At 32.2% G+C, this 22,832-nt stretch carries 14 protein-coding genes; 8 read left to right on the forward strand and 6 right to left on the reverse strand.

What is annotated here, in order from left to right:
• The first annotated feature begins 226 nt into the window (after window positions 1-226).
• From D1818_RS06670 to D1818_RS06685, 4 genes are read left to right on the forward strand one after another with little or no spacing between them, the layout of a single operon-like run.
• Complete coding sequence (locus tag D1818_RS06670) at window positions 227-3,676, forward strand: SusC/RagA family TonB-linked outer membrane protein (protein ID WP_118457236.1); 3,450 nt, start codon at window positions 227-229, stop codon at window positions 3,674-3,676.
• A gap of 11 nt (window positions 3,677-3,687) precedes the next feature.
• The gene (locus D1818_RS06675; RefSeq protein ID WP_118457239.1) at window positions 3,688-5,166 is read left to right on the forward strand and encodes a RagB/SusD family nutrient uptake outer membrane protein; all 1,479 of its coding nucleotides are present in this window, start codon (window positions 3,688-3,690) and stop codon (window positions 5,164-5,166) included.
• Window positions 5,167-5,174: 8 nt separating this feature from the next.
• Entirely contained in the window at window positions 5,175-6,101 is a 927-nt protein-coding gene (locus D1818_RS06680; RefSeq protein ID WP_118457241.1) for a substrate import-associated zinc metallohydrolase lipoprotein, read from the forward strand.
• Window positions 6,102-6,120: 19 nt separating this feature from the next.
• A complete protein-coding gene (locus D1818_RS06685; RefSeq protein ID WP_118457243.1) occupies window positions 6,121-7,440 on the forward strand; it encodes a DUF4302 domain-containing protein in 1,320 nt (439 codons plus the stop codon).
• 108 nt (window positions 7,441-7,548) lie between these two features.
• Here D1818_RS06685 and D1818_RS06690 read toward each other — a convergent pair whose 3' ends face one another.
• Window positions 7,549-9,354, reverse strand: coding sequence for a glycoside hydrolase family 15 protein (locus D1818_RS06690; RefSeq protein WP_118457245.1), 1,806 nt, complete (start codon window positions 9,352-9,354; stop codon window positions 7,549-7,551).
• Window positions 9,355-9,446: 92 nt separating this feature from the next.
• Between D1818_RS06690 and D1818_RS06695 the strand changes: the two genes are divergently transcribed.
• A complete protein-coding gene (locus tag D1818_RS06695; protein WP_118457247.1) occupies window positions 9,447-11,651 on the forward strand; it encodes a bifunctional alpha,alpha-trehalose-phosphate synthase (UDP-forming)/trehalose-phosphatase in 2,205 nt (734 codons plus the stop codon).
• 55 nt (window positions 11,652-11,706) lie between these two features.
• The gene (locus D1818_RS06700) at window positions 11,707-12,825 is read left to right on the forward strand and encodes an MFS transporter (protein ID WP_370449439.1); all 1,119 of its coding nucleotides are present in this window, start codon (window positions 11,707-11,709) and stop codon (window positions 12,823-12,825) included.
• A 13-nt stretch (window positions 12,826-12,838) separates the two neighbouring features.
• Here D1818_RS06700 and D1818_RS06705 read toward each other — a convergent pair whose 3' ends face one another.
• The 5 genes from D1818_RS06705 to D1818_RS06725 all read right to left on the reverse strand — a co-directional run bounded on the left by D1818_RS06705 (window position 12,839) and on the right by D1818_RS06725 (window position 20,757).
• Window positions 12,839-14,623, reverse strand: coding sequence for a hypothetical protein (locus D1818_RS06705; protein WP_118457251.1), 1,785 nt, complete (start codon window positions 14,621-14,623; stop codon window positions 12,839-12,841).
• Between the two features lie 53 nt (window positions 14,624-14,676).
• Window positions 14,677-15,915, reverse strand: coding sequence for a DUF4249 domain-containing protein (locus D1818_RS06710; protein WP_118457253.1), 1,239 nt, complete (start codon window positions 15,913-15,915; stop codon window positions 14,677-14,679).
• Window positions 15,916-15,995: 80 nt separating this feature from the next.
• A complete protein-coding gene (locus D1818_RS06715) occupies window positions 15,996-17,231 on the reverse strand; it encodes a DUF4249 domain-containing protein (RefSeq protein ID WP_118457255.1) in 1,236 nt (411 codons plus the stop codon).
• Between the two features lie 3 nt (window positions 17,232-17,234).
• Window positions 17,235-20,003, reverse strand: a complete 2,769-nt coding sequence (locus tag D1818_RS06720) for a carboxypeptidase-like regulatory domain-containing protein (protein ID WP_118457257.1) — start codon at window positions 20,001-20,003, stop codon at window positions 17,235-17,237.
• Between the two features lie 4 nt (window positions 20,004-20,007).
• Window positions 20,008-20,757: a hypothetical protein gene (locus D1818_RS06725; RefSeq protein WP_118457259.1), complete on the reverse strand. Its 750-nt coding sequence runs from the start codon at window positions 20,755-20,757 to the stop codon at window positions 20,008-20,010.
• A 484-nt stretch (window positions 20,758-21,241) separates the two neighbouring features.
• Between D1818_RS06725 and D1818_RS06730 the strand changes: the two genes are divergently transcribed.
• Window positions 21,242-22,423, forward strand: a complete 1,182-nt coding sequence (locus D1818_RS06730) for a nuclear transport factor 2 family protein (RefSeq protein ID WP_118457261.1) — start codon at window positions 21,242-21,244, stop codon at window positions 22,421-22,423.
• A gap of 120 nt (window positions 22,424-22,543) precedes the next feature.
• Entirely contained in the window at window positions 22,544-22,825 is a 282-nt protein-coding gene (locus D1818_RS06735; RefSeq protein WP_255424782.1) for an ATP-grasp domain-containing protein, read from the forward strand.
• Window positions 22,826-22,832: the final 7 nt, after the last annotated feature.

Here is a 22,832-nt window from a genome sequence, read left to right on the forward strand (position 1 = left end):
AACCGCTTAAATACACTTATTTAAGAAACTTCACCGCATCTCTTTTTTGATTAAACAAAAGTTAATTATGGTTTAACCACAAAAATAATGCGTAAAAAATACTAAAAAATGTTAAAATTGTTTAAATTCGCAATCTTGAAAAAGAGTCCTAAATAAAAATTAACTAAAAAAAGTAGCCTTTTACTTACATTAAAATTGTAAAATATTTTTTAAACCTACAAATCTTATGAAAAAAAAACTACTCAAGTTTCATTGTGGAATAAATCTAAGTATAAAAAAAAGTAGACCTTTATTCTCTGCTGTTTTTATCTTATTATTCCTTAATGTTGCTAAAGGAGAAAGTCGTGTAAATGAAACGAACAATTCGGAACGATTTTCATTAGCATACAAAAACTCTTCTAAATCCACTAAGGTTTTTTTATTTCAAGCGGAATATGAAGTAAAAGGACAGATTACAGATGACAGAGGAATACCAATTCCCGGAGCTACAATCTCTGTAGTTGGAACACAACGTGGTGTAATCACAGATTTTGATGGAAATTTTGTTATTTCTGTTTCTAACGGAGAAACTATAAGAATACAAAATTTAGGATTTATAGATCAAGAAATCCTAATAACAGGAAATAAGAAAGAATTCTTCATTCAGTTAGAACCAGCAGTTGAATCTCTTGACGAAGTTATCATAACTGATGGATATAGAAAAAGTTATAAAAAATTATTTGCTGGTGTTGCCACAAGACTTAATACCGAAGACATCAAAATTGATGGAACATCTGATGCCTCTAGACTTTTAGAAGGTAGAGATGCAGGAGTAGTTGTAGATAATTTATCTGGAACTTTTGGTGCTTCTCCTCGTATTAGAATTCGTGGTAATACATCTTTAAATGGCAACAATAATCCTATTTGGGTTGTTGATGGAGTCATTCTAGAAGATAATATCGAATTATCTCAAAATGAGCTAGGCTCCGGAGATATCAGCTCTGTAATTGGATCATCAGTAGCTGGATTAAATCCAGATGATATAGAATCTTTTTCGATACTAAAAGATGCATCAGCGACTGCCTTATATGGTGCAAGAGCAAAAAACGGTGTAATTGTAATCACCACAAAAAACGGTAAAAATGGTCCTTTAAAAATAAATTACTCTGGTAACTTCTCTTATAGATTAAGACCACGTTACGAGCAATTTGATGTTTTAAACTCGCAACAAGAACTTTCGGTTTATGCAGAATTAGTAGACAAAAACCTAATTGATCTTACTACAGCACAATTCGCTGAATCTTATGGAGTACTGGGAAGTTATTTCAATTTAAGAGGAACAAATGATGTCGCTATAGGAGCTAATGGACAGTTATCTGATGATTTTTTCAGAAGATATCAAACCGCAAATACGGACTGGTTTAAGGTACTGTTTACCGATGTAACCACTCTTCAAAATCATTCTCTAAGTTTATCAGGAGGATCTGATGATGCTTCATACCTATTTTCTTTAGGATATCTAAAAGATGAAGGTATAACAATCGGAGACAGAGCTGAAAGACTTACTTCCAGATTAAAAAACACTTTTAAGATTTCTGATAAATTCACTTTAGGCACGACCCTAGCCCTTAGTATTAGAGATCAAGTTGTACCTGGAACAAACAACAGAACATTTAACCCCATCACTGGTGAGTTTAATCGTGAATTCGACATAAACCCATATAGCTACTCACTTACTAATAGTCGTAGTGTAACTCCTTATGATGAAAATGGAAATCTTGAATTTTTCAGAAAAAACTATGCTCCCTTTAATATAATAAATGAATTAAACAATAATCAGATTAATATTGACGTGGCCGATATCTCTGCTCAACTTGATTTAGATTATAAATTAAAAGATAATTTAACATTTAATTCTATTATAAATTACAGACAAGCTATCACTAGACGGGAACACGTTATTGGTGATAATTCTAATCAGGCGGAAGCATTTAGAGCGGATGAAGGAGTATTGATTAATATCAACCCATTTTTATTTCAAGATCCAGATAATCCTACCCGACCAGCTTATTCTATTTTACCAGAAGGCGGTTTAAATATTTATAATGAAGATATCCTAAATTATTTTTACATCAGAAATTCTATTACCTGGAATCCAGAAATAAATTATGATAATCAATTTACTTTTTTGGTTGGACAGGAAATAAAATCTTCAACCAGAAATTCCAGAGAGTATACAGGTATTGGTATTTCTTACGAAAATGGATACATTGTAAATACAAATCCTGATGCAATTGATCAACTGGCTAGTCAAAATGATCAATATTTCGGAATAAGTAATCTAAAAGATAGATTTGTAGGATTTTTTGCAAATGGTGGGTATACGCTGAAAAACAAATATATTCTAAACGGTACAATTCGATATGATGGATCTAATTTACAGGGAACTAGTTCTAAATCACGATACCTTACCAGTTATAATGTAAGTGGTGCTTGGAACATCCACAAAGAAAATTTCATTACTTCCGATTGGATTAATCAATTAAGACTAAAAGCTACTTATGGACTTTCTGGAGGAAGAGGTCCATTAACAAGCGCTACATTGGATCTACGTAGTAGGGTTCCTCTACGACCAACGGATCAAGAAACTGTAATTGAAATTAATTCATTAGCTAATGATGATCTAACGTTTGAAAAACTTAAAGAGTTCAGTACTGGATTAGAATTCTCTCTTTTCGAAAATCGACTAAGTGGAGAAATAGGTTATTATAATCGAAACTCATTTGATTTGATCGGAATCGTAAAAACAAGTGGTGTAGGTGGACAAGCTTTCCAAAGTGGAAATTATGCAGATTTAAAGACAGAAGGTTACGAATTTGGAATTTCTACAGTAAACGTAAAAACATCTAACTTCCAATGGAATACAAACATTAATGTAGGTTATAACACAGAACAAATAACAGAATTGCTTTTTGACCCTACTTTAGTTCAATTAACACAACCAGCTGGAGCTCCATTTTCTGGAAGAGAGATATCTGCTTTATATTCAACTAGGTTTGCAGGATTAAATGAGTTTGGTATCCCTACTTTTTTCGATGAAAATAATAATATCGTAACGAATATCAATCTTCAAGAGAGAGAAAATCTGGAACAAATATTGAAGTATGAGGGACCAACACAACCAAGAGGTGCAGGTGGTTTTAATAACACATTTAAGTATAAAAATTTTACATTAAGTGCGAATGTTACGTTCAAATTTGATTACAAAATACGTCTGAACAGTAACTTTGGACCTACTTATACTGATTTCAACTCCTTACCTGGTGACTTAGTAAACAGATGGAGGCTTCCTGGAGACGAAAACATAACTAACATACCTGCTATCTTGAGCGATAGAACAATACAAAACCAATTAGGTGCCGATAATGCTTATGATCTATACAACATTAGTGACGCCAGAGTTGCTGATGGTACATACGCTAGAATGAGATCGATGTCTTTAGGTTTTGATGTTCCAAAAAACTATTTAGAAAATTTAGGAATTCAGTCAGCACAGTTCAGAGTACAAGGAGAAAATTTATTCCTTATTTATTCCGATAAAGCTCTTAATGGCCAAGATCCAGAATTTTTTAATTCAGGAGGAACAGCCTTACCGGTAGCTAGATCATTTACATTTTCACTTAACGTTGGTTTCTAAAAATTAAAAAGATGAATAAATATAAATTAACACCATATAAAATTCTGGTTTCTTTTATTTTGTTATTCACATCATGTGATGACTATTTAGACGAATTACCAGATGACAGATTAGAACTAGATTCTGTTGAAAAAGCCGCAAAAGTAGTTGCAGATTCTTACTCTCAAGGAAGTTATGCTTTTACAGATATGTATACCGATTTAGCGGGTCCTACTGGAATAGAAAATGAAGGCGTGGTAGCAAACGCAGGAGGTAACTTTATCGATCAAAATTCACTTCAATTATATACTTGGGAAAATGTAGACGGAATTACCCAGGATACACCCACTTATTTTTGGGACAGATCTTATGAAGCAATTGCTCAAACTAATGAAGTATTAGCTGTAATAGATGATTTACCTGGAAGTACTGAATATAAAAACGCCATTAAAGGAGAAGCTTTACTATCTAGAGCTTATAGCCATTTTATGTTAGTTAATGTCTTTGCTTTACACTATGATCAAAATGCGTCTACAAATTTAGGTGTACCATATGTACTCAAGCCAGAAACAAGATTTCTTCCAGATTATGAAAGAAATACAGTGGAAGAAGTTTATGATTTAGTAGAAAAAGATCTTCTAGAAGGATTATCTCTAATAGATGATCAGTTTTTCTCTGGATCAAAAAAATATCATTTCACGAAAAAAGCTGGACTAGCTTTTGCTTCACGTTTTTATCTTTGGAAGAAGGATTATATCAATTGTATAAAATACAGTGACCTTTTCTTTGATGGAAATCCAGAGCTGTATGTAAAAAAATACGATGAGCTACAAGGATCCACCTACAATGATATTGCCGATAAATACAATGAAACGACCGACGATAGTAATGTATTGGTTATACAAAAATTTAGTAATCACCAAAGAGTAGGAATAGGCTTTAGACTTAACATTACTGATTTAGGAAGATTGTTTGATAATGCATTAAATACTTTTGATGAAAGAATCTCTACAGGTATCTGGAATGTAGGGACAGATGCGAGATATACTGCTAGATTAAGAGAATATTTTTTCAGAGAAAATTTAAGTTCTAACTCTGGATTACCTTATCACATTTCTATAGAATTAAAAGGTGAAGAAGTTCTATTAAATCGCGCAGAAGCACAACTATTCACAGGAGCCCAGAACGAAGCTTTGTCAGACATCAATGTGCTAGCAAGACTGAGATATAACAATCAAGAATACAGCGACATTAATCAGTTAATTACTTATTATAATGCCACTGATGGAATTGATGCAATCGAACAACTAATTCTTGATGAAAGAAAAAAAGAATTTTGGGATCACGGTCTTCGTTGGTTTGATATAAAAAGATTTAATCTTTCTATTTCACACACATTACCTGAAAATCTTGGTGGAGAGACATTCGAACTCACTGCAAATGATTTAAGAAAAGCAATTCAAATTCCAGATAGTGCAATTGATTTTGGAATCACACCTAATCCTAGATAATATTAGACATGAAGAAAACAAATAATTTTATAAAAAAGCTTTTTACAATCTCTTTATTAAGTATTACACTAATTAGCTGTGAAAGAGAAAAAAGCATTACTGCCGAAAGTATTTTCGAACAAGAGCAAGAATCGACTGATCCTCTAGATATCTATTTAAAAGAAGAGTTTAGAGATCCTTATGGAAGTGTTATCATTTATAAATTCGTAGATCGCTATATCGATGTTAACAGAACCGCAATACCACCAAGAAGAGATGTTGTAAGACCTGTTGCAGAATTAATAAAGCAAGCGTGGATTGAACCATACAATATGGGATCTGAAGAAGGAGAAGATTTTTTGAAGAGATATTTTCCAGCAGAGATTGTATTTTTAGGTTCGCCATTATATAATGGAGATGGAACCATTACTCTTGGTACAGCAGATGCTGGTGTAAGAGTTACTTTGACTCAGGTTAATGATTATAGTCCTGATAACAATGAATGGATTATACAATCATTTAGAACATTACATCACGAATTCGCTCACATCATAGATCAAAATTTCAACTTTGATGTAGAATCATTCTATGAAATCTCAGGAGAAGATTATACTTCCCCAGGTACTTGGACAACCTTAATTTTTGGAAGTGAAAATAGCACTCAATCCATAAATAATGCGATTTCACGCGGTATGGTCACACCTTATGGTACTTCATCTGTAGCTGAAGACTTTGCAGAGATCGTTTCCAGAATAATTACAACAGATCCAGTTGAATTCGAAAATACATATTTGACTTTGGAAAGTTGTTCAGGTGGAGATGAAGATTGTTTTCAAAGAAATATTGGACGTCAAAGAATTCAGGAGAAATACAATGCTGTATTACGGTACATGAAGGAAGATGTTGGTATTGATTTATTAATAGTGAGAGACGAATTTTTAAATACCCTTAATTAATAATACAAAACATAATAATATGTTACGAAATATAAAAATCAATTCATTGTTGTTTTTACTATTAGCAGTTTTTGCATGTAGTGACGATGATGTTCAACCTTTATTCGAACAAGATTCTGATACAAGAGTGAATCTATTATTAGAATCATATCGCGAGACCTTACTAAATTCAGAATTTGGATGGAAAACCGTTTATCAGCCAGGAACTAATTTTGGAGGAAACAATATTTACTTAAATTTTAATGAAGATAATACAGTAGATATCGTTTCTGACGTATTAGGAGGTCAAAATGATTTAGAAACAACTTTTAGAGTAGGAATTAGCCAATTCCCCGAATTAGTATTCGAAAATTACACTACTTTCCATGCTTTATTTGAAGCTCAAAATTTTAGTCTAGGCGCGGAATTTGAATTTATTTTTGAGGAAGTTAACGAAGACCGAATCAAATTTAGAAGTAAAACTGATATTTCTAATCCAACAGAAATAATTTTTGAAAAAGCAACAGCAGAAGATAGAGATAACGTAGAAAGCTTAAGAGCGTTTTACACTCAATTAGAAGATGAGAACAATACTTTTAGATTTATTAGAAATCTAGTAGTCTTAAATGAAGCTAATGAGATTTTGTATAACAGAACCTTTACCTATTTTGATGATTTAGAAAGAACAGCTGGTGTAACTAGCTTTAATGCAGAAACAGGAGAGATTTCTACAGAAATATTACCAATAAATGTAACAACAGATGGGTTTAATTTTTTAGAACCTTTAATCCTTGGAGATTTAAGTATTTCCTCTTTTATTTATGACCAAGACCTTGGCACCTACACCTCTACTGATAGTGGTGTTACTACAATAATTGGATATGACTTAGCTACTGTAGCTACTGAAATAATTCCTGAACTTGCTTCTGCTGATGTAAATTCCTTTGGATTAGATTTTTCAACATATTCATATTTCGATGAATCTTTTGGTAGTAGTTTTCTTAGTCAAACTTCAGAGAATTTTATAAATCTGGCTAAAGTAAGTGATCTTTTTAGAATAGATATGGTTCTTGATGATCCGAACTTTTCTAACCAATCATATTTCATTTTCAATATGAATGATGGAAGTTTCAATTTCGCAACATTTACCAGAGAAATAATAGCGAATGAAAGAGTAGTTTTTACATTTTCTGAATTCTTTGGAGACTCAGATGGTCTTATCAATATATTCGCACTACTATTTAGTACCGACGGGTTTTATATTACTCAAACAGATGAAAGTACATTTGCTTCAAATCCTTCATATAAATTCACAAGTGTAATTGCCCCTAATCTTAATTTCTCTGTATACGGACTGTAATAAAGAGAATTAGCCTATTTTTAAAATCTTCGGGAAATTTATTCCCGAAGATTTTAATTTCATAAAAGAACTGTATAAAATTTACAGCTTTCATTATTTAATTGATTTTTATTGTTCCACTACTTTCTTAAGCTTTTGTTCACTAGTTATTCCTTTAGAAAAATTAACTGCTGTTTCTATTAGCGCCAAATGAGAATATGCTTGGGGAAAATTCCCTAATAATCTTTTAGATTTAAAATCAATATCCTCGCTAAACAATCCTAAATGATTACTATACGATAATAACTGATCGAACATTAATTTTGCTTTTTTTGTCTCTCCTATTTTATAGAGGCTATTAATAAACCAAAAACTACAAATAGTAAAAGAAGAAGATGGTAATCCAAAATCATCTTTGTTTTTATAACGGTACAACAATCCGTCATTACATAATTCTTTTTCCGTAGCTTTTACAGTACTTATAAACCTAGGATCCATAGGTTCTATGAATCCGTAAGATTCCATTAATAAAGTAGAAGCATCAAGATCTGAAGAACCATAAGACTGTGTATATGCTTGTACTTCTTCGTTCCAGGCATTTTCATAAATATCATTATAGATCCGATCTCTTAGTTCAATCCACCTAGGATTATTACTTGTCTTCCCTATTAGTTCTCCTATCTTTATTGCTCTGTCTACAGCGACCCAACACAACAATTTAGAGAATGTAAAATGTCTTTCTTCAGTTCTGAACTCCCAAATACCTTTATCTGGTTTTTCCCAATTAACGTTAACAATATGAACAATACTTTTACTAATCGTCCATAAGCTCTCACTGTTATCAAGATCACAGTCAAATTTCACAAACTGTTGATATATCACATTCATCAAAATACCATAAATATCATTTTGCTTTTGATGAAAAGCTGCATTTCCAATTCTTACCGGACTGGAATCCTTATAACCGCTTAAATGGTCAAGTGTCTTTTCAGTAAGATCTTTTTCTCCATTGATTCCGTACATGATCTGTATTTTTTCATCTTTATCCGGAATAATGTCAATAATAAACTGAAGAAAACGCTGTGCTAATCTTTTATGCCCTAAATCAGAGATCACTTTAATTACCATGGATGCATCTCTAATCCAGCAAAATCTATAATCCCAGTTACGAACTTCACCAATAGTTTCTGGTAATGATGTCGTGGCAGCGGCTAATACAGCCCCAGATTTTTCATAACTTAATAGTTTAAGCACCAAAGCACTTCTCAAAATTTGATCATTATACACCTTATAAGAAGTAGTATTTTCACTCCAATTTAGCCAGTATACTCTCGTACGTTGTAATTTTAAATAACAACGTTCCATAGATTGTTCTAACAATTTTTCGTGATAACTAATTATAAAATAGGCGTGAGTCGTTAATTGAATTTCTTCTCCACTAAGAATAGCTTCAGAATTGAGGTCTGAGTATAGATATAAAGTATCATACTTATCCTCATCCGTTATGCTTTTAATATAATTATCTGTTGTTTTAAAATAAGTCTCTTCCTTCGCATATTCTAGTTTAGGATTATATTTTACTTTAAAAACCGGTGCTCCAGAAATATGTTTTATATAACGAATAATATCAGGCGGTGCATAAAAAGAGCCATCTGCTTCTTTATATCGAGGCATGAAATCAATACTCTCAAACACATCGTTTCCGTTTTTAAATTCGGTTACAAGAATATTCGTTTTAGCAATATACTTTTGAGAAATGGTATATGCCGAGGAAACCAAAATTTCAAAAGAACCTCCTTTTTTATCATCAAGAATTTTTGCAAAAACAGAAGAAGAATCAAAGTTTGGCAAACAACACCAATCAATTGATCCGCTTTTTGAAATCAACGCTGCACTTTTACAATTTCCAATAATTCCGTAGTCTAAATTATTCATATGATTCGTAGTTCTTTTAAATAAACGTACCTTTATTCGCTGAACGGAAATTTAATAAATCAAAATTAGTCAACCAACTTTCACCACGCTTTATGAGTAAAACTATCATAATCTCAAATCGATTACCCTTACAATTAGAAATTGACAATAATTCCATCAATGCAACACCAAGTATTGGAGGATTAGCAACAGGAATGAAGTCAGTTCATTCTGGAAGTGATAGTATTTGGATCGGATGGAGTGGTCTTACAGAGGAACAATTAGACTCTGAAAAAAGAAACCTTGTACAAAAAGCTTTGAAAAAGCATCAATGCGTTGGTGTGCCATTAACCGAACATGAAATAGACGGTTTTTACTATGGTTTTAGTAACAATACGCTATGGCCACTGTTCCATTACTTTATGGAATATACTGAGTTTGATAAAGGAAATTGGGAAACGTATCAATTAGTTAATCAAAAGTTTGCAGATGTTGTCATCGAAAATCTAGGAGAAAATGATACTATTTGGGTACACGATTATCAATTATTATTATTACCGGAAATGATTCGCAAAAAGAAACCCAACGTTACCATAGGTTTCTTTTTACATATACCATTCCCTTCTTATGAAGTTTTTAGAACTATTCCCTGTAGAGAAGAATTACTAAAAGGATTATTAGGAGCCGACCTTATTGGTTTTCATACATATGATTACGAACGTCATTTTCTAAGTTCTGCGCAAAGAATTTTAGGGTTAGAAATCAACTTCAACAATGTTCATATGGACAATAGAATCGTGAAGGTAGATTCTTTCCCTATGGGAATTGACTATGAAAAATTTCATAATGCGGCGAAAATACATGATGAGAAAGAGAAAAAAGACCAAACAGAAATACAACAAAAAATAGATGAACACCTTGTTAAAGGTGATCGGGCAAAATTAATCTTGTCAATTGATCGACTAGACTACACTAAAGGAATTGCTAATAGATTAAGAGCTTTTGAATATTTTCTGGACAAATATCCTCAATTCAAAGGGAAAGCAAGATTGGTAATGCTAGCTGTACCATCCAGATCAAACGTACCACAATATCAACTCCTAAAAAATGAAATAGATCAATTAGTAGGCAGAATCAATGGTAAGTTTTCTGAAGTTAGCTGGACACCTATTTGGTATTTTTACCGTTCTATGCCTTTTGAAAATTTAATTGATCTATACACTTCTAGTGATGTAGCATTACTTACTCCAATTCGGGATGGAATGAATCTGGTAGCAAAGGAATATATTGCCTCTAGAGTTGATCAAAAAGGTGTGCTTATTTTGAGTGAAATGACAGGAGCTTCAAAAGAAATGAGTGAAGCATTGATTATAAATCCTAATAACTTTGAAGAAATAGCGGACACTCTGAAATTTGCTTTAGAAATGCCTGAAGAAGAGCAAATAAAAAGAAACAAAGCACTTCAAAAAAGGCTAAAGAGATATAATGTAGAAAAGTGGGCAAATGATTTTATGGAGTCTCTTGAAACTACAAAGACAAGTGCAAAAAAATATTCACTAAAGAAATTGACTTCATCAATTAAGGAAGAGATGCTTCAGGATTTTGAGAACTCTAAAAATAGAATTCTTTACATAGATTATGACGGCACACTAGCACCTTTCGAAAAAATTCCTGAAGATGCGAAACCAACCCCCAAGATATTTGATATTTTAGATGCATTACAACAAGATAAAAAAACAAAAGTTATACTAATAACAGGAAGAGATAAATACACTTTCAATAAATGGTTTGGACATAAAGACTATACCTTAATAACAGAACATGGAGCTTGGCTAAAAGAACCCGCTAAAGACTGGGAACTTTTAGAACATGTAAGGAATGATTGGTTCGAATCAATTGCACCGGTATTAGAATCATTTACGGATAGAACACCAGGCTCTCTTATCGAAGAAAAAAATTATTCATTAGCTTGGCATTTTAGAAATGTAGATCCAGATTTAGGTAAATTAAGATCTATGGAATTAAAAACCACCATACAACATCTAATAGCAAATCATAATTTGGAAATTCTAGAAGGTGATAAAGTATTAGAAATAAAGGTAAGTGGAATTAACAAAGGTAAATCAGCTTGTAGAATGTTAATTGAAAAGGATTATGATTTTATTTTTGCTATTGGAGATGATTGGACAGATGAATATATGTTTAAAGAATTACCTTTATCTTCATATACGGTAAAAGTAGGATTAAAGAAAACAATCGCTAAATACTATGTAGAAGATACAAATCAAGTACACGAATTATTAAAAGAATTTAATTAACTCTAGTAAACGGATATCTCTGAAACCAAAATTATATATACTTCCAGTAATTATAATAGCGCAATTTTTCTGTACTTCTTTATGGTTTGCAGGAAATGCGGTCATTGATGATTTTGCTACTCAATTTAATGCAGGTTTCAACATTCTTGGGTATCTCTTATCCACGGTCCAGTTTGGTTTTATAGTAGGTACGCTAACCTTTGCCTTGCTAACTTTAGTAGATAGATTTCCTCCCTCAAAAGTATTTATGATATCTGCTATTCTAGGAGCACTTTGTAATATTGCTTTATTAATACCAAATATCACAGTACTAAATGTGCTAACGGCGCGTTTTGGAACTGGTTTTTTTCTTGCTGGAATTTATCCTGTAGGCATGAAAATAGCTTCAGATTATTATAAAGATGGATTAGGAAAAGCACTAGGGTATTTAGTGGGTGCTCTAGTTTTGGGTACAGCATTGCCCCATTTATTAAAAGAGATTTCTTGGAATAGTGACTACAAAATAGTCATCCAATCAACCAGCTTACTTTCATCTATTGGCGGTTTATTAATTTTCCTGTTTGTCCCTAATGGTCCCTACAGAAAACCGGTAACAAAACTCCAATTAGGAGTAATTACGGAGCTTTTTGGTATTGTTAGTTTTAGAAAAGCAGCTTTGGGTTATTTTGGACATATGTGGGAATTATATGCATTCTGGGGTTTTATCCCTGTACTGTTAAAAACATATGTGGAACAAAATCGAATTGGACTTCCTATATCCTTTTGGTCGTTTATTGTTATAGCAATTGGTTTTTTTTCTTGTATAGTGGGAGGGTACATTTCTTTAAAAACAGGAAGCAGAAAAGTAGCGCGATATTCACTTATTATTTCAGGACTTTTCTGTCTCTCCTCTCCTCTACTTTTTCAACTACCAACAGAGATTTTTTTAACCCTACTTTGTATTTGGGGAATGGTCGTTATATCGGATTCTCCTCAGTTTTCTACTTTGGTTGCTGCCGCCGCACCTGCTGAGTTAAGAGGAACAGGACTTACTATAGTAAATTGCATAGGCTTTGCTATTACAATTATAAGCATTCAGTTACTCTCATATCTAGTGACTAAAATAAACCCTACTTATTTATTTATGTTTTTAGCAATCGGACCTATAATTGGATTATACAGTTCCAGAAAATAGACTACATAATTTATTACTCTACAGTTATGTATTTCTTAATTGAAATAGGAAATCCATTATCTTTAAATCCCTCTAAACATATTTCAAAATCTCCTGTAACATCGGATGTGTAAAATTCTATACTACTCTTGCCTTTTGTCATTTTTACATTTGGTTGCCATAACAATTGGTTCCGGAAATCAGGAATCCTCTTGTATGACTCATCATCATTATAGTTTTGTCTAAAATATTTTTTACTTACCTGTAAAGATGATAATGTAATTGTAGCACTATTATTAATTGAATTTAAATAATCTCCTGTCATCGTTTCTATGATCACTAAGCCTTCAAAAACTTGAGCTCCCAAATAATATCGATCTCTAATAAAGCTAATGCTTTTAATTTTCCTGGCATCATAGTTTATGATACTTTCTTGATCTTGTATGAAAACACCGTCGACAACTAATAATGGTAAAAAGTTTTGTTGTTTTTTAACAGTAGGATAGTATCCTCTTACAGCGAAAACTTCATTTCCATTTTCATCTTTTTTAGTCCATACGTTTTCTACCACCTCAACTATTGTTTCTTTAACCGTGCCAAATCTGGTATAATCATCCAATTTATAGGTTTCTATTTCTGTCCCATGAAAAGGAAAAGCATTTGTAAGTGCGTTTAGTGTATCAGGTTTTACACTATAAAAAACATTATCAATTTGATTATGAACACTCCTCTCGACTATTTTATCTTTTAAAGAAGGTGAAATTTTAAATTGATAAAATTCTAAATTCTGGGTTTTTACTTCGGGTATTTCAAAAATTTGTACCGTAAAATTTTCTTTATCTTTTCCTAAAACCTGAATCAATACTTCATCACTATCATTTCTATTGCTTAAATTAAATACAAAATTACCTGTATCATCGGTTAAAACAACTTTCATATCACCTGTTTTACCCGGAATAGATAAACCTACAGATTGTTTTGAAACTGAAAAAGAGGCTTCTTTAGCAACAATTTTTCCATAGATCAATTCTCCTCTCATTTCTGGCAAAAAAACAAGAGCTCCTGATGATTTGGTCAAACTTCTAACAGCATCACTATATAAGGTAGAGAAATTTTTAGCTCCTACTGGTAATGCTTTAGTAAAAGCATCCCTTTTTCTTACTGAAAGAGAATAATTACCTTCTGTTGCACTCAATTCTGGAGTTTCTAGACTAAGCTTCACCAAACTTCTTTTTCCATAAGATTTACTATCTGTAGACAATTTTAAGTCAGTTTTAGTATTCCCATCAACTATCTTAAACTCATTTCCTTTTAAACCTTGTGTATTAGGATTGTCTAAAGAATCTTTAGGAACATCAGCAGAAAGAATTTTACCTTGATTTCCTTGATATGGATTTACAATACTAACATCCGCTTGAAAAAAACGAGAAGTCTCATTTAACATCCATTGTGTATACCCCACTAATTTATAGTTTCCAGATGGAATGGATACGGGAACAAAAAAATCCCCTTGTCCCAGTCCGTTTTCTAATTTAATCTTGTGCTCAAAAACAGTATTTTGATCTTCGTCTAAAAGCACTAAATAAGCGACCTTACTTATAGTGCTCAAAACATTACTTTCGGAATTGAAACAATATACACGGTAGTAAAAATATTCTCCCGAAAACAACAATGATGTATTATAATGTACAAAAACCTTCTCCTGTGGAACAAGATTATAGCCATAGACATCCTTATTGGTTTTTAACACTGATTGTCGTTGTCCGTGAACACTATAGGTTAAAGAAAACAGGACATATATAATTGATAATATTCTCACTAGTCTAATTTTATATTAAAATTTTTCATTCTCTGATAATGTATTTTTGTTACTTAATCTACCCAAAAACCTGGAGCCGTACTAACACCTAAAGCGGTGCAATCTCCACAAGCTCTAGGTACAAAATAACTTAAAATGCCTGGAAATTCTATAGGCTCACCGGGTTCAGGTGGTGCATCGGGAAAATACCTAACTTCATTACTATCTATAAAAGCACCAATACGCTGATGAAACGTTATAAGTTCATCAAAAGGATCTTTCACTAGCTCTATTAAATCACATTCTAAGGCAAACCTTGGTAAATCTATCAGAAAATCATCGCGATTTACAAAAATACGTTGTTCTGAAACAGAAGAAACATCAAAATAACCTAATACTTTTTCGTCTTGGTTATTCTCCGAAATAATATTCCCTGTAATAAATCCAGGTTGTATTTGAGAAAACAAACTCTCTGATTCCGAAAAACTACTAAGTATTTCATAAAACCCATTAGCCTCTCTAGACTGTACATATTGCCTAACTAATATACTATATCTATTATCCACTCGTATATCTTCTGCAGGTATAAAATTAACTTCCAGTCCTGTTATACGATCTTCTTCAAAAATTGTAGTATTTGCGATTTTTATATTATTTGACACATTGCTTGCATAACATACTTTTTGATTTTCGGGTCTATTAACTAAACCAAATTCAAAACTATTTTCCCCTTCTGAGGTTACTATAAGATCAAAAGGGTACCATAATGGAGTAATTATTCTATACGTTTCCTCAAACTCATAGCGATAATACTGTGAATTTCCTGTTGGATCAAATGTGTCTACAAATATCCCTAAGCCTTCTACTCCATTATTATTAGTGATTTTTTGAGGGTAGATTCTTTCAATTGATGTCTCTTGTGGCAAAGTTACCTTATCTGAAACATATGATCTTCCTTCAGAAGTCTGGATGGACAACTCATATTCTTTACCTGAGCTTGCCGCAAATTCCTGTACAGAACGATATATTCCAGGAGAACTTTCTTCAAAAGTATATTCTACACTGGCATCTTCTATTACTTTTACTATAGCACCCTCTTCTGAAAGAGGGCCATCATCTTCGAATCTAAATGTTCTGGATAGTAAAATTTCTTGGTTTTTAACCTCATTAGTAATAGTGGCATTTATTACCAAAATATTCTCAAAATTTTCAGTTTCTATTTCAAAAGGATCTATACAGCTATTCAAAGTAATACATACGAATATTACTACTAATATTCGACCCCACTTTATCCACTTAAATACTTCTACCATTCTAAAACTCCTAAAACATTATTTATCTTTCATCATACCGTACGCAAAATTCTCTCCTTCAATTATACTATATCAAACCATTAATCTATCCAAAAATCTGGGGCCTCACTAACTCCTGATGTTGTACAATCTCCACAAACTCTACGAACAAAAGTAAAGGGAATAGATCCATCAGGTGGAAGTGGTACATCAGAATAATATCTAACTGTATTACTATCTATAAAATCTCTAATAAGCATATGGTACTCAAGTAAGGTAGCAGATCCTGCCTCAGGCCTAAATAGCTCACACTGTAATTCGAACGATGGTAAATCTGCTAAAAAATCATCACGATCGACAAAAATACGTTGTTCTGAAACAGAGGAAACATCGAAATAACCTAATACTTTTTCATCAGCATTATTTTCGGAAACTATATTACCTTCAATAAATCCAGGTTGTATTTGAGAAAACAAACTCTCTGATTCCGAAAAACTGCTTAGTATTTCATAAAACCCATTTGCTTCTCTAGACTGCACATACTGTCTGACTAATATACTATACCTATTTTCTACGCGTATATCTTCTGCAGGTATAAAGTTAACCTCTAGTCCTGTTATCCGATCTTCTTCTAAAATAGCAGTATTTGTTAGTTTAATATTATTAGACTTATTATTTGCGTAACATATCCTTTGATCTTCTGATCTTTCTACCAAATCAAATTCGAAAAATAACAATCCCGGTCCATCTCGAGTAACAACAAGATCAAAAGGATACCATTTAGGTGAAACTACTCTATATGTTTCATCAAATTCGTATCTGTAATACAGAGAATTTCCTGTTGGATCAAATGTATCGACAAATATTCCTAATCCCTCTACTCCATCATTATTTGTGATTCTTTGGGGATAGATTCTATCAATTAATGTTTCTTGTGGTAAAGTTACTTTATCCGAAATATAGGACTTTCCGTCTATAGTCTGTATTGACAATTGATATTCTCTACCTGAGCTTGCCGCAAATTCTTGAACAGAACGATATATTCCCGGGGAGCGTTCTTCAAAAAGATACTCTATACTAGCGTCTTCTACTACTTTTACCGTAGCTCCTTCTTCTGCAAGAGGACCATCATCTTCGAATCTAAAAGTTCTTGTTAATAGAACTTCTTGGTTTTTCATTTCATTTGTAATCGTAGTATTAACAACCAGTATGTTTTCGAAATTTTCAGTTTCTATTTCAAAAGGATCGATACAACCAGACATTAAGGTAGAAATCCATAGCAGAATTAAAATTCTACTACTCATCATACCTTTGCTATATCTTACTAAATATGTCATGTGTTAAAACTTAAAATTATAAGTAATAGAGGGTACAGGTACAGAAAAAATAGAACTCTGCAACGCTTTAACTTCTCCGTCTTCTGTAACAAAAAACACGGAGAACGGATTGTTTCTACCCAATACATTATAAATTGAAATGGTCCAAAAACTATGTCCTACTTTATTTTTCTTATGATTCCCTTCAATATTAAACCCAATGTCTAATCGATAAAAATCTGGAATTCTAAATTTATTTCGATCACTAAAAACGGTAAAATCCGATCCATTAAAAGTAAAACTACCTACAGGAAAGGTAACGGGACGACCTGTTTGATACACAAAATTAGTTGCCAAACTAAAGCGTCTTGTAAACTTGTAATTTGCTACTAAACTAAAATCATGCGGCTTATCAAAATTAGAAGGAAAAAACTCCCCTCCATTTACTCGCTCTTCCCTAAACTCGCTATCTAATTGAATTAAAGAACGAGAATATGTGTACCCTAACCAACCATAAAGTCTTCCCTTTTGCTTCTTAAGCAAAACTTCCACTCCGTATGATTTTCCATTTCCTTGTAATACTTCGGTTTCTATATTCTCATTAAGTAATATTTCCGCTCCCGTTTTAAAGTCAACTATATTTTTAGATTCTTTGTAAAAACCTTCTAAGCTCAATTCATATGCTCCACCATCAAAATTTTTATATGCTCCTAAAGCATATTGTTGCGAGCTCTGTGGTTCTATATTAAGATCAGAAAGCTTCCACGTATCGATTGGCGAAACTGTAGTGTTATTAGATAATGTATGAATAAATTGAAAAGTCTTATTGTAAGATGCCTTTACAGAAAAATCTTCTTCTATTAAATACCTCCCTGATATTCTAAACTCCGGACCACCATATGTTTCTATCACCTCATTTTTATCAAATGATAAGGTTTCTTGTATTGTTTGTTCACTTCTTGGCACTCCTTCCTGATATACATTTTGTGTTCCTTCTCCTAAAAAATTATAGACAGAATATCTGATTCCTGCATCTAAGGTTAGATTTTTAGTAAGATCTATTTCCGTAGCTAAAAAAGCTGCCGATTCTAGCGCTCGTTCTCTTTCGATCTCAAATGGAGTCACAATTGATTCACTTCCTTCGGGATCAATACTCCCTGGGTTTACACCATATAATTTACTAGAAACACCATAATCAAATTTAAGTTTGCTACTATATAAGTATTTAAAATGAAGTTTTAACTCGGTCTCATCTATACGGTAACCTAAATCAAAATCATCATTTGATTGGCCATCAAACTCTATATTGAATTTATACTGGCTATTCGATAAGGCTAATTTTCCTGTGTTTTTTTCATTAAAACGATAGTTCCATCTTAAAGAAAATGCTCTGTTATTATATACATATAATGAATCCGAAGTAATACTGAAATCATCTCTACTTAAATAGGCTGTTGCTTCTACTTTTGACCTTTCTGTAATCTGATGATTATACTTTGCTACAACATCATAAAATGAGGCCTCACTATCATTAAGAGATTCTTCATCTAGAGAACGTAAAACCCAATTGGCATAAGCCCCTCTTCCTCCTACCATTATTCCTGCTTTATCTTTGACGATTGGTGTTTCTATAAGCACGTTTCCTGTAACTGGTCCAATAGAAGCTTCTCCCTTAAACTCGGTAACACTAGCATCTTTGGTTGTTAAGTCAAAAACAGATGATAACCTACCTCCAAATTGCGCTGGAATATTATTTTTATATATACTAACATCTCCCAAAGCAAATGGATTTAGCGCAGAAAAAATTCCGAAAAAGTGTTGAGGATTATATATAACGGCATCATCCAGAAGTATTAAGTTCTGATCAGATTTCCCTCCTCTAACATTGTATCCAGATGCTCCTTCTCCCGCAGTGGTAATACCCGGTAAAGTTGTTGCCACCTTAAGTACATCTCGCTCTCCAAGTGCCAAAGGAATATTTTTAGACTCTTTTACGTCTATTTTAGTTTTTGTAACTACCTCATTTACATTATCATTAACCTCTGCATTTAAAATAACCGCATCCAAAAACTCTATTTTCTCATTAAGTTCTACATCATATTTACCATCATTATATATGATCACTCGCTTTTTAAAACGCTCCATTCCTATAGCGCTAATTTCTACGATATTTGATCCTACAGTTAGTTCTGTTTCAAAATATCCTTTAGCATCCGTATCGGCTCCAACATCATTACCATTCACCACAATAATAGCATTAGGTAAAGGCTTGCCGGTTTGGATATTTGTGAGATACCCATAAAATTTAAATTTCTCCCTTGAATTACCTCTTAGTGCTCTACCGATGGTAATCGTTTCCATCGTACTCTTTTTAGGTGCACTCTTGGTTGATGTAAAAACAGGAGAGATTATTTTGGTTGTTTTCGTTTCTATTTCAACAGAATCTTTCTCATATTCTCCGAAAAATCGATCTGGTAAGGTGTCATATATGATGCTATTTTTAGCAAGAATCACCTTGTTATTATCCATTATATAAAAGTTAACAACGGTATTCTCGAAAAGTTCCTTTAAAACTTTACTCATAGGTACATTGTCATAATTCCCGGACATACCCTTGTAATCAGTTAACCATGCATCAATAAAATAGAAATTATAATCAGTCTTCTCTTCTATCTGATTTAAAACAAAAATTAAATCAGAATTTTCGAAAGAAAGGGTTAGTAAGGGATCATTTTGTTGAGTCCAGCCATTGAAAACTAGCAACGAAAAAAATAAAACAAAACATTTTCTCATAATACTACGTTGCTTTTAGTGGTGATGACTGTTTAATAATCGTTTCGAACAATCGCTGCATAAATCTATCCGAGTTTGAGTTTTTAAGCGTTTTATTTTTAATATAAAACTGATTGATTGCTTTTTTTAATGTAGGATACATCTTAATTACATCCCCTTTAGATTTAATACGCTTGTAATAACCATCGGCAAACAAAACATATGTATTCTTACTTACAAATTCAAAATATAGCTTGTTATCTCCCACATTCCCGATTTTTTTCCTTCTTATTTTCTGATGCCTTTTTAGTAAAGAATATGCAGTATTCTTTAGAAGTACTTGATGGAATCCGTTGACTAAAGTATTATTCTCCTTAAATCCGTCAATCCTTATAAATGTATAATCTTCAATAGTAAATCGATCTACTTTATCACGTATTAATTGTAAAATGGACGCTACTGCACCAGGCTTAAGTGCGATTAAAAGGTTATCTGTCTCAAGGTTGTATTTCATATCTACATCATAGTAGATCTGACCATCATACAAAATAGATCCTGTTACAACCTTATCAGTTAGGAAGAATGAGTGTTTTCCTTTATATATCCGATTCACATCAAGATTCACATACTGTTTTCCATTGTATAATCCGGTATGTTCTTGTCCAATAACCTGATCAAACCAATTGTAATAAAGGTTTTCTTTTTCTTTAACTTGACTAAAAAAAATAAAAGGCAGGAATAAAAAAACAATTGTGTTCTTAGTAGTTTTCCCCATACTTATAATGATCTGTGATATAAATTAGCGACTGTATAACTTTCATTAAAAACTTTAGAACAAAAGAATTACACTCTAAGTATATAAAAATCAGTCGATAAATTAGTTTAAAGATTTAAAAACTATCCCCTATAGTTTCTTTAAAGCATCTAATGTAGGAAAATATTGAATATTAAAATTTCAATACGTGTTAAGAAAAGATTAAAAACAAAAAAATTAACAGAAGAAACTATTTTTTTGATCCCTACCTAATTATATCAATAATAGAACCGTACGATTCTGGGGAAAAAATAGAAAGATTTCAACTCACTAGTTATAAACATCTACTCAACTGCACTTAGCAGTTTTATTAATAATATTGATATTTACCAAAAATCTCCAAGTTCGTAATTGTCTCCAAAATTTATCACCGTTATCCCTACAACTCTTAACAAATACTTAAGATAATCCTTAATATTTCAATGTATTTTAGAAAACAAAAAGTATGCAAAACCGTATCATACTGCTCACTCTGCTAAATGTTTTTATACTATCAGCACAATCAGATACTGAAATTTATTTATTTGATTTATCTATCAATGAAAATGTTTTAGAATTAAAAAATCAAAGAAACATTTCTAATAATGAAGGTTATGACAATCAACCTTCATTTTACAATGATAATATTATATTATTTGCTGCTACCAGAAATGGACAGACTGATATTGCTGAATATAATATAAGAGACAACAAGGTCAATTGGGTTTCTGAAACATTACAAGGCAGTGAATATTCACCTATTAAAGTTCCAAATCAAAAAGCAATATCGGCTATTAGATTAGATACTACTGGGAAACAATTACTGTATCAATATGACTACAAAACAGGAAAATCAGAAGAGTTAATTAAAGATCTTGTGATTGGATATCATACTTGGTTTAGTAAAGATATACTGGTTTCTTCGATCCTGGAAGAAGGTGGATTGTCATTGGTAGTTTCTAACCTTAAAGACAACACCAACAAAACGATCCAAAAGAAAATAGGAAGATCACTACATAAAGTTCCTAATTCGCAACTTATCAGTTATATCAGTAAGGAAAACGAAAAATGGGAAATAAGATCGCTAAACCCGATAACTGGGGAAACAAAAAAGATAATTAATACCATTCCTAAGGCAGAAGATATGTGCTGGTTAATTAATGGAACTATTCTAATGTCTAAAGATAATATCATCTATAAATTTAATCCTAAGACGGATACCAATTGGAGCATCTTCCATACCTTCCTTAATAAGGAGATCTCCAATATTAGCAGAATTGTTACGAATGAAATAGGAACTATGCTTGCGTTGGTTTCTGATATTTCTCCAGAACATGTGGTACAAAAACAATTAGATGCATATAATACCAGAAATATTGAGGCATTTTTAGCTACCTATGCTGACCAAGTAAAAGTATATAATTACCCAAATGAATTGACATATAAAGGTAAAGAAAAAATGAAAAGTATATATGCTCCATTTTTTGACAGAACACCGGATTTACATTGCGAAATCAAAAACAGAATCGTTTATGGGAATAAGGTCATCGATGAAGAGTTAGTACTAATAAATGGAAGAGAAATTAAAGCTGTAGCTATTTATGAAGTAGAAAACGGAAAAATCTCTAAAGTAACCTTCGTACGGTAGGTTGGTTAATAAACTATATAAAGTGTTTGATTGCTATGGAAACGAACACAACGCTGGAGGAGATATAGCAGATAAGATTATCCATTTTTAATAAGAGGTTGTTATCTATTTACAAATATCATCAAGATAGAAAGTGAAGTTCGAGCGTTTATATTAAGCAACAAAATCCTTGATATGGCAATTTATGAAGGAAACTCTGATTTAAGTTCTGCTAGGGAATTCCTGACTTGTTTTTTACAAAATCATACTATAGATTTACCTAAGTCCTACGTTATTGATTTAGGATTTAATAAAACAAATGGATGGTATATTATCGAATTTAATTCAAGTTGGGGTGCTGGATTAAATTTTTGTGATCCAAATAAAGTAATTGCTGGAATAAGGGAAGCAACAATAAACTGAGGCGTCT

This window comes from Aquimarina sp. BL5 (genome assembly GCF_003443675.1).
GTDB lineage: Bacteria > Bacteroidota > Bacteroidia > Flavobacteriales > Flavobacteriaceae > Aquimarina.

Bases quoted from the DNA above. Each gene is read 5' to 3' on its own strand.
- D1818_RS06725 (WP_118457259.1), bottom strand. From the start codon at position 20,757: ATGGGGAAAACTACTAAGAACACAATTGTTTTTTTATTCCTGCCTTTT.
- D1818_RS06710 (WP_118457253.1), bottom strand. From the start codon at position 15,915: ATGGTAGAAGTATTTAAGTGGATAAAGTGGGGTCGAATATTAGTAGTA.
- D1818_RS06670 (WP_118457236.1), top strand. From the start codon at position 227: ATGAAAAAAAAACTACTCAAGTTTCATTGTGGAATAAATCTAAGTATA.
- D1818_RS06715 (WP_118457255.1), bottom strand. From the start codon at position 17,231: ATGACATATTTAGTAAGATATAGCAAAGGTATGATGAGTAGTAGAATT.
- D1818_RS06730 (WP_118457261.1), top strand. From the start codon at position 21,242: ATGCAAAACCGTATCATACTGCTCACTCTGCTAAATGTTTTTATACTA.
- D1818_RS06695 (WP_118457247.1), top strand. From the start codon at position 9,447: ATGAGTAAAACTATCATAATCTCAAATCGATTACCCTTACAATTAGAA.
- D1818_RS06690 (WP_118457245.1), bottom strand. From the start codon at position 9,354: ATGAATAATTTAGACTACGGAATTATTGGAAATTGTAAAAGTGCAGCG.
- D1818_RS06680 (WP_118457241.1), top strand. From the start codon at position 5,175: ATGAAGAAAACAAATAATTTTATAAAAAAGCTTTTTACAATCTCTTTA.
- D1818_RS06720 (WP_118457257.1), bottom strand. From the start codon at position 20,003: ATGAGAAAATGTTTTGTTTTATTTTTTTCGTTGCTAGTTTTCAATGGC.
- D1818_RS06675 (WP_118457239.1), top strand. From the start codon at position 3,688: ATGAATAAATATAAATTAACACCATATAAAATTCTGGTTTCTTTTATT.
- D1818_RS06685 (WP_118457243.1), top strand. From the start codon at position 6,121: ATGTTACGAAATATAAAAATCAATTCATTGTTGTTTTTACTATTAGCA.